The organism is Acinetobacter sp. CAU_H_78, from assembly GCF_058599365.1.
Genome location: NZ_CM178652.1, coordinates 2,384,069 through 2,398,264 on the forward strand (window position 1 = coordinate 2,384,069; position 14,196 = coordinate 2,398,264).

A 14,196-nucleotide genomic window follows, 5' to 3' on the forward strand; every position below is an offset into this window, starting at 1 on the left:
GTTCTTAATCTTCTCAAGTTATTTTTTAACAGGTTCAATATCCAGATATTGCCAAACTGCTCTAGTCACCGGATGTGCCTTAAAGCCCTGTACCTGTGGGTGAATCAGCCAGTTACGTACCCGGGTATTGTGTAGAATCCACGGATTATCGGCCTCCATCTGGCGGTTCATCTGCTCATAATATGGAGTACGTTGCTGAGGTGGCAGCTTCATTGCGGTTTGATACAGCGCGTCATAAGCTTTAGAGGTATAGCAGCTCAGGTTACCTTGCTGGGCATTTGGGCCATACAGCAACTGGGCAAAGTTTTCCCCTTCCGGATAATCCGCAATCCAGGCACCACCCCACATCATGTGTTTGCACTGGGTGGCTTCTTTTAAATTGTCGGCAAAATTACTGACTTTAAATTCAACTTTTACCCCGATTGCATCCAGGTTCTTTTTCCATAGCTCCGCAGAAATGACGGAAGAACTTGAGCTAGTCGAGTTCATTTTCAAAACCAATGGTTTGCCATCAGGCAAGGTGCGGTAACCGTCGGCGCCTTTCTTGTAGCCAAAGCGATCGAGCAGTTTATTGGCAAGCAATGGGTTGTAGGCAATGCTGCTTCTATAATTCGGGTTATATCCGCCTACGCCTTCAGGAAGAATCATTTCAGCTTTAACCGCATGGCCCTTGTATAGCTGCTGGATGGCTTCTTTCTGGTTATAGGACAAAGCAATGGCACGGCGTAGTGCTACTTTTTCCAGTGAGTTCCCACCAATCATTGGATCACGCATGTTCATGATGGTATAGGTGATTTCTGGTTCTTTATTCGGATAATGCAGGATGCCTTTTTTCTTGTATTCACTTTTCAGCTGCTTATTTTCCAGTGCCTGTTCAGCACCGCTTGCAGTCAGTTTGTCATAGTCTAATTGTCCAGATTTTAAGGCCAGCCAGCGTGATTGCTCTTCTTCAATAATACTGATTTTGACCTTGCCAATTTGTGGCATCTGCTTGCCTTGCATGGCCTTGACAATCCGTTGATCCCACTCTGAACCATCCCCCTTAAAGTTCCAGACAAAACCGCGATAATTTGGATTGGCAGTTAATTCAATACGGCTACGCGGCACATATTTATGTAACTGGTATGCCCCTGTTCCAACTGGATGCTGACCTACCCGATCGCCATAATATTCGATGACTTCGCGTGCAGTACCAGCAAAAGCGACATAGGCCAGAATGTAAGGAAAGTTCAGGTCGGAACGGGTCAGGGTAATTTGTAAGGTATATTTATCTAGGGCTTTTAAACCGGCAATCGGAGCATCATAGTTAAATTTGCCTGTTTTTTTGGCCTGCTGGATAACTTGATCTGCGCCAAGAATTTTGCCTTCGATAAAGGAAAAAGAAGGCGAATGGCTTTTCGGATCCATCACCCTTTGCATGGAATAAATATAATCCCGGGCAACCAGTTCACGCTTCTTGCCCTGAAAGGCTGGATCCGGACTGAAATAAATTCCTGGCTTGATTTTAAAGGTATAAATTTTGCCATCCTGTTCAACCACGGGTAAAGACTCGGCGGTATTCGGAGCCAAAATTGCAGGCCGGGCCAGATAGTCATAACGCAACAAAGGCTCGAAAATGGCCTCAGCAACGCTACCACTATAAAAATTATAGGTTTTGACCATATCAAAACCATCATCAGGTGCTTCGAAAGCCAGGTTTAAGACTTTATCCGGATGTGCAGATGATTTTGCCCAGGCAGTTTGCCCCGAGCTCATAGCCAAGGCCAAAATCGTCATGCTAAAAAGTGCTGATTTCAAATTTGTACCTATTCTTTATCTTGAAGTTTTATTGCTATAGGAAGTTTTAAATACATCATCCCATATTTGCTTCAATGGATGGGTCAAAGCTGGACAGATGGAATAAACTGAACAAAGCGAATTTCATGCCATCCTTGTAAAAAATAGGGATTTCTTCCTGTTTTTAACTGAAAAAAGTTTATTTTTATTAATTATTTAAAACATTATGAATAACATAATATTTTCCATGAATCATTAATTAAATTTTTATCCTCAAAATTCTTACTGAAGTTCATTTCGCACAAAAATAACTCAACCCTGTTTCATCTTATTGCACTATTGTATACCTTTAGGTAAACAATAAATAAACACAAGTAATTGTATTATAAATAATTTATTTTAAAAAAATATTGTATATTTTATGTAAAAATTATGCACCATGATTAAACTTTATTCAATTTCCCTCTCATTTTTGGACTACTTTCTTATTCATTAAATATTTATTTATTGCTTTGACAGGGGTCTCACTTCCTTCTTTCTTCAGATTCGATACACAGACTTCTTAATTTTTCTTCAGTATCGCTCGATAAATTTAAACCTCATTCAATTAAATCAATATTTTTCAATAAGTTAAAAATATAAAAATATAAAATTTTATAAGTTGGCATCCGCCTTGCTTAGATCAACCCAGCACTACTTCACATAACAAAAGGGTGAAATTTACGATGAAAAAAAATAAATTGGTCGGATCTATGGGGGCTCCAACCGTCAGCAAAAGACTACTCAAGTTAAGCGCACTCAGCTTAAGTATGATGTGTCTGCCGCTGGCCCATGCCGAAGAAGCTGCATCTGCTGAACAGCCAACTAAAGTTCAGAAAGTGACAGTGACGGGTTCATCAATCAAGGGGGTTGCTGCACAAAGTTCTTCACCAATCACCGTCATTAAAGGTGAAGATCTTGCGAACCAGGGTGTAACTACTGTTGAAGAAGCTTTAGTAAAAGTCAGCGCGAACCAGGCTGGTTTCTCTACTGCTCAAAACGTAGGTGCAAGTAATACTTCAGGTTCTACAGCCAACTTACGTGGTCTAGGCTCAGACAAAACGCTTGTGCTTTTAAATGGCCGCCGTCTTGCCTATAGTGCATTCAGTACAGATAGTACCAACTTAAACATTATCCCTATGGCGATGATTGACCGTATTGAGATTTTACGTGATGGTGCTTCTGCAGTTTATGGTGCAGATGCGATTGCGGGGGTAATCAACTTCATCACCAAATCTGAATACAATGGCTTAGGCGTTACCGGAGCCTTGCATGAAACTGAACATTCAGGTGGTGAGAAACAACAGGCTGCGATCTTCGGGGGTTTTGGTGACCTGGATGAAAATGGCTTTAACGTCATGGGTGTCTTGGACTACCGTAAATCTAACCAGATCCATGCTCAACAGCGTAAAGTCAGCCGCCGTGGTGGTGTAATTCCTGAATTAGGCATTGATGCAGGCTCTGCAAGTGGTTTCCCGGCAAACATCTATGATCCAACAAGTGGTTATTTAGGTAACCCATATCCAGATGACTGTAACAATATTCCTTGGTCTTCTCCAGATGACGGCTTCTGTTATCTGAATACGCAGGCTTTGATTGCCATCAAACCACAGGTTGAAACCCTGTCTGCATTAGGTAAAGGGACATTCAAACTTAATGATTCATTAAATGCGGTTGGTGAATACGTGTTTACACGTTCTGAAGTATCCACTTCAATTGCACCAGACGTTTATGGCCGTACTGTGACTTTACCTTCAAGCAGCCAATACTATCCAGGTAATGGAATTACTCCGGCTATTACAGATGGAGATTTGAGCGGTGACCCACTTGAACTTTACCTCCGTTCTCAGGCAGGTAACCGTCAAAGTATGTCAACCAATGACTCACACCGCTTCTTTGCCGGTATTGAAGGTGAGGCATTAGGCTGGGATATCAACGCAGGCGTGTCATACGCGAAAAGCGAAGCAACTGATGAATTTACAGGTGGTTACTTACACCGTAGCAACCTGCAAACTGCATTGAATGAAGGTCGTATTAACCCATTCGGTCCAGCACGTCCAGGCGATACCCCTTGGGAATCATTTGTAATTAATGGCGAAACTAACATCGCCTCTTTAGAATCTACAACTGCAGACTTTACGATTAGCCGTCCAATTTTTGAATTACCTGCAGGTGATGTTGGCTTTGCCTTCGGTGGTAGCTTCACGACTCAGGACTGGGAAGCAAAAGTAAACTCTGAAATTGTGGCTCAAGTACCAGGTTCTGGTATTGATCCGAGCAAACCAATCAGTAAGGGTGACCGTGACATCACAGCATTCTTTACTGAATTCCAGATCCCAATCTTGCCAAGTCTGGAAGCTCAAATTGCTGCCCGTTATGATGACTACAGCGACTTCGGTGATACCTTCAACCCGAAAGTTGGTCTTCGTTGGGAACCAATGAAGGAAATCATGTTCCGTGCATCTTATAGCACCGGTTTCCGTGCACCAAGCTTGTACGAAATCAACGCGCCTATCAGTGAAACCTGGACAGGTGCGAAATACAATGACCCTGTGTTATGTCCAGGTGGCACGCCAGTTGAACCTAAATACCAGGTTGAATGTAATACCCAGTTCAAGCGTACCCAAGGTGGTTCACCTGATCTGCAACCAGAAGAATCTACATCGTTCACTGCTGGTTTAGTATTTGAACCAATCAAAAACCTGGTCTTCACTGCTGACTACTTCAATATCGAGATCGATGGTCTGGTAGGTACAGTGGGTGAATCATCAATCTTTGGTGATCCAGACCTTTATGCTGACCGTTTCGTACGTGATAGCGAAGGCCGTATCCAGCACATCCGTACTACCCTGATGAACTCTGGCGGTTTAAAAACTTCAGGTGTAGACCTGAGCCTGAACTACCTGACACCTAAAACTTCTACTGGTCGTTTCGGTTTCGGTATTGATGGTACTTACGTGATCAATCTGGACTACCAAAGTGAACCAGGCGGTGAATGGTCTGGTCTGGTAGGCAAATATGAAGACCCGGCAGTAGTTCGCTGGAAACATGTTGCCAACCTGAACTGGTCTTATGAAGACTGGAAAATGATCTTTGAACAACAGTTCACTCGTGGTTATGAAGACTACTCTGGCGAACGTGATGTGGGTGACTACACACTTTATAACTTCGCAACAACTTATAAAGGCTTCAAAAACCTAGAGTTGACTGGCGGTATCCTCAACATCTTTGATGAAGAGCCCGCTGCATCTGATGTTCTGGATAACTTCCAATACGGTTATGACCCTCGTTACTCAGATCCTACAGGTCGTACTTACTACATCCGTGGTACTTACAAATTCTAAGACAAGCTTTCTGCAAATACAGCGTCATGCTGTATTTGCAGTATTCATATCATTTTAGCCAAACAAAAAATAATGCAGCTACCTCACCTTTGAAATAAACCGTTATTTCTTGTTTGTCTTAAATTCCAGGAGTCATGATGAGCACAACGTTTGAAGACATAGAAAAAAGCTCCGCCAAAAAGTTGACTGGAATTGGTGTCGTGATTTTCTTGCATATCCTGGTGGGCCTGGTGCTAATGGCAGGTATGGCAAAAGACATCATCAAACCGTCAGAAGAACCGGTTGAATTGATGATTATTCAGGATATTAAACCACCAGAACCAGAGCCACCTAAGGAAACCCCACCTGAGCCACCAAAAATGGTAGAAAAAGTGGCACAGGTTCCTGAGGTTAAACCGGTAGAAAAAGTGGTTCCGGTACAGAAAACACAGCCTACACCAACAGTCACTCAACCGGTTGCAGAACCAACACCTGTAGCTGCAGCAACACCATCCCCAAGTCCGGTGGCTGCACCAGCCCCAGTTGTTGCAGCAGCACCTGCTGCTCCACCGCAACCAACTGGCGTTACACGCGGCGTATCTCAAGGCGAAGCTGGCTGTAAGAGTCCAGAATATCCACGTGATGCACTAATGAATGAAGAGCAAGGTGAAGTGCTGATCTCTGTATATGTAAATACTGCTGGCAAGGTCCAGGATGCAAAGGTGAAAAAGTCGAGCGGAAGCCGTGCATTGGATCGTGCCGCATCGAAAGCCTTCAGTTTATGTACCTTCAAGCCGGCAATGAAAAATGGCGAACCGCAAGCATCTTGGTATGACATTCCCTATGAATTTGTCCTTGACTAACAGATACAACAGATAAAGAAAAAAATCAGGAGATCCATGATGAAAAAATCACTAAAACCTTTAAAAAATATGACTGCTGCCGGTGTAATTGCCATCAGTACCTTATTGCCTTTACAAGCAGTTTTTGCAGAACAGTCCGCTACACCTGCCACGACAGTGACTGAAACTGCAGAAACCACACCAGCGACTGTCGCAGAACCTACACCGCCAGCACCTGCTGCAGCTGAAAAACCTGCCAGTAATCCTTATGGTCTGGAAGCCATGTGGAAAGAAGGCGACATGGTGTCTAAAGTGACCCTGTTCATTCTGGTGATCATGTCGATCGGTACATGGTACATCATGATCACTAAGTGCTTGCAACAAGGCAAGATTCGCAAACAGGCCAAAGAAGCAGAACATCAGTTCTGGGAATCTTCTTCACTGGATAATGCAGCACAAAATCTGGATGAAGCCAGCGTATATCGTTTTATCGCTGAAAAAGGCATCAAGTCAACCCAAAATCATGGTGGTAATTTACTTGAACGTATTGATTTCAATACTTGGGTCACCATTTCGATTTCCCGTGCAATCGACAAAATCCAGAACCATCTGAGTGGTGGTCTGGCATTCCTTGCAACCGTAGGTTCTACTGCACCTTTCGTAGGTCTGTTTGGTACCGTTTGGGGCATTTACCATGCCTTGACTGCAATTGGTATTTCCGGTCAGGCATCAATCGATAAAGTTGCTGGTCCGGTCGGTGAAGCACTGATCATGACTGCAATCGGTCTGGCAGTGGCAGTTCCTGCAGTACTTGGCTACAACTGGTTAACTCGCCGTAATAAAGCGGTGATGGAAGAAGTCCGTACCTTCGGTTCTGACCTGCATGCTGTACTGCTGAGCGGCGAAATCAGCTCAAATAATCCTGTTCACCGCGACACAAAATAAAAATGGGGGTCAACCATGGGAATGATGGTCAATTCAAACGACAGCGATGATGAGGTCATTGGTACCATTAATACCACGCCTCTGGTTGATGTGATGCTGGTACTGCTGATTATTTTTCTGATTACAGTACCGGTTGCAATTCATACCGTACCGGTCAATCTGCCTGAAGAACGTAATGTCCCGTATGAAACCAAGCCGGAAAATATCCAGCTGGCAGTCAATAAAAATGGCGATATTTTCTGGAATGAATCCTATATTCCGGACAAGGCAATTTTATTGACCCGTTTACAGGCAGAAGCCCAGAAACGTCCTCAGCCTGAAGTGCATATTCGTGGTGATCAAAGAACAGCTTTTGAAGCGATTGATCAGGTCATCAGTACTACCCAGCAAGCGGGTATTGGCAAAATTGCTTTTGTCACCACTCCGCCCGCTACACCTTAAGATTGAGAGAGAATCCAGTTATGGGAATGAATGTTGGCTCAAATCAGGATGATGATGTAATGCTGGACGTCAACATGACACCATTGATTGATGTCATGCTGGTCTTGCTGATTATGTTTATTATCACTATTCCATTGCCGAATAATTCGATTAATATCAACCTGCCGAATGGTACACCACCACCGACTGAGGAAAAACCGCCAGAGATTGTGAATTTGCGTCTCGATGCTCAAGGCCAGATCTTCTGGAATGATCAGCCGGTGGCGAATGCCCAAGCGCTAGAAGCCTTATTCAAGACCGTGGCGCAAAAAGCGGATCAGGATCAGATTAAAATCAAGGCTGATCGCGCAACTGAATATAAGCATATCGCCATGGTGATGGCTGCGGCTCAGCGTCTGGAAGTGAAAAAAATCGGGATTGTCAGCAACAACAATTCTTGAATCTACAGAATCAAAAAACCCAGCATGTGCTGGGTTTTTTATTATTCAATATCTTACATTTGCGACTGGATATAGTTTTGCAGGCCAATCAGCTCGATTAAACGTAACTGTTTTTCTAACCAGTAAGTATGATCTTCTTCCGTATCTGACATTTGCTGGCGCAGCATGTCACGGGTCACATAATCGCCCTTCTCTTCACAAAGTTTTACCCCTTGAGCCAGCTTTTCACGGACATGATACTCAAGCTTCAGGTCAGCTTTCAGGCAGGTCACCACATCTTCACCAACTTCGATGTCATCACGCTGCATATTTGGCGTACCTTCAAGGAACAGGACACGACGAATCAGGGCATCTGCATGCTGTGCTTCTTCCTGCATTTCATGGTCGATGCGTTCAAAGATTTTCGTCAGACCCCAATCTTCATACATACGAGAGTGAATCAGGTATTGATCACGAGCAGCCAGTTCGCCACCGATCAGCATATTTAAATAATCTACGACTTCTGGATTACCGCGCATTTGAATTACTCCCTGCTTTTATCATCTTATTATGGAGAAAAGATGTTTGTTTTGCAAAAACAAAATTATGGTAAATGTCTGATTTTTATATAATTAAAATGAGAAGCACTTGCATTTACGCTCTCTGTTCGACCAAATCCCATTTATAAAACAATATCTTGCATTTTTCATTCCGTTTTTATTCAATCCAGCAAGCTGGAATATTCAAACGTTAATTTTTGTAAATATTAATAAGCACTTATCTTGTTGCTTATTTTTATCTTGGACTCACCTGTTTGGCCTGGTTCATGCATAATTGTGCCTACGATGAAAGAAGTCAAAACAACAACGGTTTAAATATGACATTACAACATAGCACAGCACCTGTTCTGGTCACCGGCGCATCTGGCTATATCGCCAGTTGGGTGATCCAGAAACTTTTGAAACAAGGTTATACCGTACATGCCACTGTACGTGACCTGAATAAAACCCAGAGTTATACGCACCTTGAACAAATTGCAGACAGCAGCCCGGGGACCTTAAAGCTGTTTGAAGCCAACCTGCTCAAGCCCGGTTCTTTTGATGCGGCCATGCAAGGCTGTGAAATTGTCTTTCATATGGCCTCGCCTTTTGTAGTCACCAATTATAAAGATGCGCTCAAAGACATTATTGAACCTGCAATTCTGGGTACGCAAAATGTGCTGAATAGTGTCAATAAAACAGAATCTGTCAAACGTGTGATTGTCACCTCAAGTATTGCCTCAACATATGGCGATGCGATTGATATTTTGCAAACCGAGCACACCAGTTTTGATGAATCTCACTGGAATACCACCAGTTCAGAAACCCATCAGCCTTATCCGTATTCCAAAGTCATGGCAGAACGCAAAGCTTGGGAAATGGCGGAAGCACAGGATCGCTGGGACCTGATCTGTATCAATCCGGCACTGGTCTTTGGGGAATCCTTAACACCGAATACTCAATCAGGCAGTGTGGAAGTTCTGCAACAGTTTGCCAATGGCATGACCTTGCTGGGTGTTCCACCGATGTGGAATGGTGTGGTCGATGTTCAGGATGTTGCTGAAGCACATATCCTTGCTGCATTTAACCCGGAAGCGCATGGTCGCTATATTATCTGCAGTGAGACTTTGAGTTTACTGGAAATGGGAAAAATCCTGCGCGAAGCGTTTGGTCCAAAATTCCCGTTTCCACGCAACCAGTTACCTAAAACGGCTTTCAAGATTTTTGGTCCTCTGGCAGGCTTTAGCCGTAAATTTGTTGAACTCAATATGGGTTATCCAATTTTCTTTAATGCACAAAAAAGTAAGGATGAACTCGGTCTGGAATATCGTCCGGTGAAAGAAAGTCTGGTCGAACATTTCCAGCAATTACTGGATGATGGTCTGGTAAAAAAATATATTCCTTAATCGTACTCGCTCAAACCTGATCTGACAGTGACCGATTTTTTATTGTATCTGTCAGATTAAGTTTGAGCTTATGCATCAAGTCATTTATCGGCAAGCTTATGACGACTGCTTAAAAATCTACTTAAGCAGAAGTCCAACGCGCATTTTTCCACGCTTGCTGTTGCTTTGTATTTAGAAAAGTCCAAGCCACAAAACGACTCTCTTTTTGCCCCTGCGTCATTTTAATGGTTTTTACATCCACTGCACCGCACTTACGCAAGGTATTTAACAGCATAGGCAATGTGGTTTTCTTAGAAACCAGTGTACTAAACCAAAGACATTGCTCAGCAAACTGTGTGCTCTCTTGTACCATCTGGCAAACAAAGCGTTCTTCTCCACCGTCACACCACAGCTCGTTCTTTTGTCCGCCAAAGTTTAACACCACCTTAGAGCGATCAACCGGTTTGCCAAGTTTGCGTAATTTTTGCGTTGCTGTGGCATTTGCTTCATCTTGCGAAGCATGAAATGGTGGGTTACACAGGGTCAAATCAAAACGATCTGAAGGTTTAATCACACCTTTGAAAATATTGCTCGGTGTCTTTTGCAATCGAATCTGAATCCCCTTCCTGAGATTTGGATTTGCCTCCACGATAAATTGAGCACTTTTAACCGATGCAGGATGAATGTCTGAGCCGACAAATTTCCAACCATAACTACGATGCCCAATGATCGGATAAATACAGTTCGCACCTACCCCAATATCTAACACCTGAACTGCACGCCCTGTTGGAATTTGGCCGTTATTATTGTCACTTAACAGGTCAGCCAAATAGTGAATATAGTCCGCTCTACCCGGAATCGGTGGGCAAAGATAATCTTGAGGAATATCCCAATATTGAATACCATAAAAATGCTTGAGCAATGCTTTATTGAGCATTTTCACAGCTTGAGGATCAGAAAAGTTGACTGAAAGATCGTTGTATTGATTCGGGCTGACAAAAGGTGCTAGTTCCGGACAACTCTGGATGAGCTGAGGAAAATCGTAACGACTGCGATGCAGATTTCGTGCATGTAATTGCGATTTTTGTTGCGGAAAAGATTTCTTTGCTTGCGCCATGTGTATGCCAATCATCAACGGGAGAATAGAATCAATAAGGCAGGATCTATACCTGCAAATGAATCGATATTGTACGTGAATTCAACTTACATTGCCGAACCCGTCCTTGTATTTGTCTATCCTCCCCCTCTCATTCACCTATAGTTTTGAACTAGCAATAAAAAAGACACCTCAAGATTCATCATCCTGGGTGTCTTTTTTATTTGAATCATTGTTTAGAACTGATTATTCTTCGATTTGCCCATGCTCTTTCATCAAAGCAATAAACTGTTCTTCATTGATCACAGGCACACCGAGTTTTTCTGCTTTATCGAGCTTAGAACCCGCTTTTTCACCCGCCACCACACATTTGGTTTTACTCGATACACTGCCACTGACCCGTGCACCTAAGGCTTGCAACAGTTGTGTTGCTTCATCACGTCCCATAGAGCTTAAAGTTCCAGTCACTACCCAGCTTTCACCATTCAGTGGTTGGCGCGTTGGTGCAATTGGCGCATCCCAATGAATACCGGCAGCCAACAAGCGATCCAATACTTCCAGGTTATGCGGTGCCTGGAAGAAATCCAGAATCCATTCCGCCGTAATATCGCCAACATCCGGGGTTTTCTTTAGCGATTCCAGATCAGCACTACGTAAAGCATCCAGTGTTTGGAAAGTATTGGCCAGCATACGGGCTGTCGTTTCACCGACACCACGAATACCTAGTGCATAGATGAAAGCAGCCAGTGTGGTTTTCTTACTGTTCTCAATCGAATCAATGAGATTCTGAACGGACTTTTTACCCATTTTTTCGATTTGCAGTAATTGCTCACGATGCTCATGCAAGTGATAAATATCCGAGACATCTTTTAAAAGATTGAGATGTAACAGTGACTCCACCCAGCGATCGCCCAGACCTTCAATGTCCATGGCCTTACGTGATACAAAGTGGCGGATGGTTTCGATGCGCTGCGCCGCACAATACAGCTCACCTGAACAGCGTGCCAAGGCCTCGCCTTCCGGCATAACGACTGGAGAACCGCACACCGGACAATTCTCAGGTAAATGCACTTCTACCGCATCGGCAGGACGAAATTCTGGCCAGACTTTTTCAACTTTAGGAATCACGTCACCACTACGATAGACACTGACGGTATCCCCGATTCTTACATCAAGACGGTGAATTTCACCAATATTATGCAGGGTCACATTGGAAACCGTCACACCGCCCACGGCAACCGGATTTAAACGTGCCACAGGCGTTAGAGTCCCGGTACGACCTACTTGCCAGTCAATATTTTCAACGGTGGTCAATGCAGCCACTGCAGGGAATTTATAAGCCGTTGCCCAGCGTGGTTCACGGCTCAAGAAACCCAGTTTCTGCTGTTGTTTCAGGTCATTGACCTTAATGACCATACCATCAATTTCGACACTAAGCTTTGAACGTTCTTCAATGATCTGCTCGTAAACCTTTTGCACTTCCTGGATGCTACTGCAGATAAAATGCCGCTCACCTACAGCAAAGCCAAACTGCTGTAGCCATTCCAGACTGGCTGACATCGTGGTTTGACCATGATGCGGTACACACTGGGCAATCCCATAGGCATAGAAAGCCAAAGGTCGAGAAGCTGCAATATTTGGATCAAGCTGGCGTAAACTGCCGGCCGCGGCATTACGCGGATTAGCAAAGGTTTTTTCGCCTTTTGCTGCATTGGCCGCATTCAGGCGTTCAAAGCCGGATTTCGGCATCAGCACTTCGCCACGCACTTCCAGTAATTCTGGAATCACGCCATTCACTGGAGACAGGAATTTCGGCAGGTTACGGATGGTTTTGACATTCTGGGTAATATCTTCTCCAGTTTCCCCATCACCACGGGTGACACCGCGAACCAGTACACCATGTTCATACCAGAGGGAAATTGCCAGACCATCAAATTTCAGCTCAACATCGTATTCAATCTTTTGATTGGGTAAGCGCTCTTCAATACGGCGTGCGAAAGCAAACAGATCGTCCTGATTAAACACGTTGCCCAAAGACAGCATTGGCACCGCATGCGTTACGGTCAGAAATTTGGAAAGTGCCTGACCGCCTACTTTAACTGTCGGTGTGTCTGGCTGTTGTAAATGTGGATATTGTTCTTCTAAAGCTTTGAGCTGATGAAAGAGCTGATCATATTCACTGTCTTCAATCGTAGGTTGATCCATCACATAATAAGCATGATTATGCTTGGCAAGCAGTTGAATCAATTGACGCATTTGCGCAATGACAGTGGCATCTTGGGTCATAATTTCACCATAAAAAAGGGCGGAAAATCCGCCCTATACAATATTCAGCTTTTCGCTATTATAAAAATCGGATTCTGCAGATTCAATATTGGAATATTAAACTTCTGCAGTCTGTCCAGCACGATAATCAATCGCCTGATGACGCCAGAATTCACGTAATTGTGGGGTCATTTCCTGCTGGTTCTGATCATAGACCAGACCATCCACTTCACGCGCAATCAGACGTGAAATGCTGTCCATAGTATCGAAGGCATTCTGTACATCGCTATGCGGTAAAGCCAGGAAGAACGCCAAACCTTTGACTTCTTCAGTCGACAGGGTTTCTAAGTCAAAACCTTCCATACCGGTATCTGCCATACGCAATACCGAAAATAGCAATTTCGAGCCATCTTCACTATAACGATGGAAACATGCCAGCTCACCATAACGCAGGCCATATTTCAGTAAAACTTTTAAGGTTTTTTCGCCTGAAAGAGCACGGCCCTGTGGATAAACATGCAATGAAATAATCGTTTCAGCATTAGCCAGCGAACATTCTTCATCCACAATTTTTTGCTCATGGAGATGTGCATCCAGAATACTGCTTTCATCATTGAAGTCAGAAATTTCAGCTTTCTCAATATTGCTATTCAGGCTAAATTCAGCGGCTTTAGGCTCTTTTGCTGTTTCTGCTACTTCTACGGTTTCAGGCTTGTTCTCTTGTTCAGGTGACGTAGTGTTTTCTTCAGTTTTGGCTACTTCTGGTTCTGCTTCCTCTGCAACCACCGGTGTATCAAGTGGACTTGCTGCTTTGGTTTCGGGCTGGACGGTTTCAGTCAAAGTTGGCTCTACTTTGGCTGCTTCTTTTTGTTCTGTTTCAGGTGTAATGTTGTCTACTGCTTCTTCATTCAGACTCGGTTCCACACGTGCAGCAGCCAGACTTTCGGTTTTAGACAGCTGAGAACGGACATGCCTTGGAATAACCGGAGTCTGGCTGTCAGGATCAATATGCAGATCCGCATCCAGTGACGGTACAGCCTCCGCAGGTTTTTTCAAGATCAGTCTTATGCCGAATAGCATAATCACAATTGCAATAACAATCCCGATAATTGTGGTGATTTCCATG

The 14,196-nt window shown here is 43.8% G+C and carries 11 protein-coding genes; 6 read left to right on the forward strand and 5 right to left on the reverse strand.

Features of this window, described 5'->3' with window-relative positions; all coding sequences use genetic code 11:
* Positions 1 to 18: 18 nt before the first annotated feature.
* Positions 19 to 1,776, reverse strand: coding sequence for an ABC transporter substrate-binding protein (locus AC4MCD_RS11360; RefSeq protein WP_419365637.1), 1,758 nt, complete (start codon positions 1,774 to 1,776; stop codon positions 19 to 21).
* 725 nt (positions 1,777 to 2,501) lie between these two features.
* On the opposite strand from AC4MCD_RS11360, the gene AC4MCD_RS11365 reads away from it, so the two are divergent.
* From AC4MCD_RS11365 to AC4MCD_RS11385, 5 genes are all read left to right on the forward strand, one after another.
* A complete protein-coding gene (locus AC4MCD_RS11365) occupies positions 2,502 to 5,159 on the forward strand; it encodes a TonB-dependent receptor (RefSeq protein WP_491876132.1) in 2,658 nt (885 codons plus the stop codon).
* Positions 5,160 to 5,296: 137 nt separating this feature from the next.
* Entirely contained in the window at positions 5,297 to 6,001 is a 705-nt protein-coding gene (locus tag AC4MCD_RS11370; protein ID WP_491876133.1) for an energy transducer TonB, read from the forward strand.
* 39 nt (positions 6,002 to 6,040) lie between these two features.
* Positions 6,041 to 6,925 (forward strand): MotA/TolQ/ExbB proton channel family protein, encoded by an 885-nt coding sequence (locus tag AC4MCD_RS11375; RefSeq protein ID WP_491876134.1) that lies wholly within the window; start codon positions 6,041 to 6,043, stop codon positions 6,923 to 6,925.
* Positions 6,926 to 6,940: 15 nt separating this feature from the next.
* Complete coding sequence (locus AC4MCD_RS11380; RefSeq protein WP_491876135.1) at positions 6,941 to 7,366, forward strand: ExbD/TolR family protein; 426 nt, start codon at positions 6,941 to 6,943, stop codon at positions 7,364 to 7,366.
* Between the two features lie 20 nt (positions 7,367 to 7,386).
* Complete coding sequence (locus AC4MCD_RS11385; RefSeq protein ID WP_004783336.1) at positions 7,387 to 7,806, forward strand: ExbD/TolR family protein; 420 nt, start codon at positions 7,387 to 7,389, stop codon at positions 7,804 to 7,806.
* A 53-nt stretch (positions 7,807 to 7,859) separates the two neighbouring features.
* On the opposite strand, the gene ftn is transcribed toward AC4MCD_RS11385, so the two are convergent.
* The gene (gene ftn, locus AC4MCD_RS11390; RefSeq protein ID WP_004783337.1) at positions 7,860 to 8,324 is read right to left on the reverse strand and encodes a heteropolymeric bacterioferritin subunit Ftn; all 465 of its coding nucleotides are present in this window, start codon (positions 8,322 to 8,324) and stop codon (positions 7,860 to 7,862) included.
* Between the two features lie 338 nt (positions 8,325 to 8,662).
* Here ftn and AC4MCD_RS11395 point away from each other — a divergent pair, with 338 nt between their 5' ends.
* Positions 8,663 to 9,730, forward strand: coding sequence for an SDR family oxidoreductase (locus AC4MCD_RS11395; protein WP_491876136.1), 1,068 nt, complete (start codon positions 8,663 to 8,665; stop codon positions 9,728 to 9,730).
* A gap of 121 nt (positions 9,731 to 9,851) precedes the next feature.
* Here AC4MCD_RS11395 and rlmF read toward each other — a convergent pair whose 3' ends face one another.
* From rlmF to AC4MCD_RS11410, 3 genes are all read right to left on the reverse strand, one after another.
* On the reverse strand, positions 9,852 to 10,826 hold the full coding sequence (rlmF, locus tag AC4MCD_RS11400; protein WP_491876137.1) for a 23S rRNA (adenine(1618)-N(6))-methyltransferase RlmF: 975 nt from the start codon (positions 10,824 to 10,826) through the stop codon (positions 9,852 to 9,854).
* Between the two features lie 225 nt (positions 10,827 to 11,051).
* The gene (ligA, locus tag AC4MCD_RS11405) at positions 11,052 to 13,091 is read right to left on the reverse strand and encodes an NAD-dependent DNA ligase LigA (protein WP_491876138.1); all 2,040 of its coding nucleotides are present in this window, start codon (positions 13,089 to 13,091) and stop codon (positions 11,052 to 11,054) included.
* A gap of 96 nt (positions 13,092 to 13,187) precedes the next feature.
* Positions 13,188 to 14,195: a cell division protein ZipA C-terminal FtsZ-binding domain-containing protein gene (locus AC4MCD_RS11410; protein ID WP_491876139.1), complete on the reverse strand. Its 1,008-nt coding sequence runs from the start codon at positions 14,193 to 14,195 to the stop codon at positions 13,188 to 13,190.
* Position 14,196: the final 1 nt, after the last annotated feature.

Bases quoted from the DNA above. Each gene is read 5' to 3' on its own strand.
- AC4MCD_RS11395 (WP_491876136.1), top strand. From the start codon at position 8,663: ATGACATTACAACATAGCACAGCACCTGTTCTGGTCACCGGCGCATCT.
- AC4MCD_RS11385 (WP_004783336.1), top strand. From the start codon at position 7,387: ATGGGAATGAATGTTGGCTCAAATCAGGATGATGATGTAATGCTGGAC.
- AC4MCD_RS11410 (WP_491876139.1), bottom strand. From the start codon at position 14,195: ATGGAAATCACCACAATTATCGGGATTGTTATTGCAATTGTGATTATG.
- AC4MCD_RS11375 (WP_491876134.1), top strand. From the start codon at position 6,041: ATGAAAAAATCACTAAAACCTTTAAAAAATATGACTGCTGCCGGTGTA.
- rlmF (WP_491876137.1), bottom strand. From the start codon at position 10,826: ATGGCGCAAGCAAAGAAATCTTTTCCGCAACAAAAATCGCAATTACAT.
- AC4MCD_RS11365 (WP_491876132.1), top strand. From the start codon at position 2,502: ATGAAAAAAAATAAATTGGTCGGATCTATGGGGGCTCCAACCGTCAGC.
- ftn (WP_004783337.1), bottom strand. From the start codon at position 8,324: ATGCGCGGTAATCCAGAAGTCGTAGATTATTTAAATATGCTGATCGGT.
- AC4MCD_RS11360 (WP_419365637.1), bottom strand. From the start codon at position 1,776: ATGACGATTTTGGCCTTGGCTATGAGCTCGGGGCAAACTGCCTGGGCA.
- ligA (WP_491876138.1), bottom strand. From the start codon at position 13,091: ATGACCCAAGATGCCACTGTCATTGCGCAAATGCGTCAATTGATTCAA.
- AC4MCD_RS11380 (WP_491876135.1), top strand. From the start codon at position 6,941: ATGGGAATGATGGTCAATTCAAACGACAGCGATGATGAGGTCATTGGT.
- AC4MCD_RS11370 (WP_491876133.1), top strand. From the start codon at position 5,297: ATGAGCACAACGTTTGAAGACATAGAAAAAAGCTCCGCCAAAAAGTTG.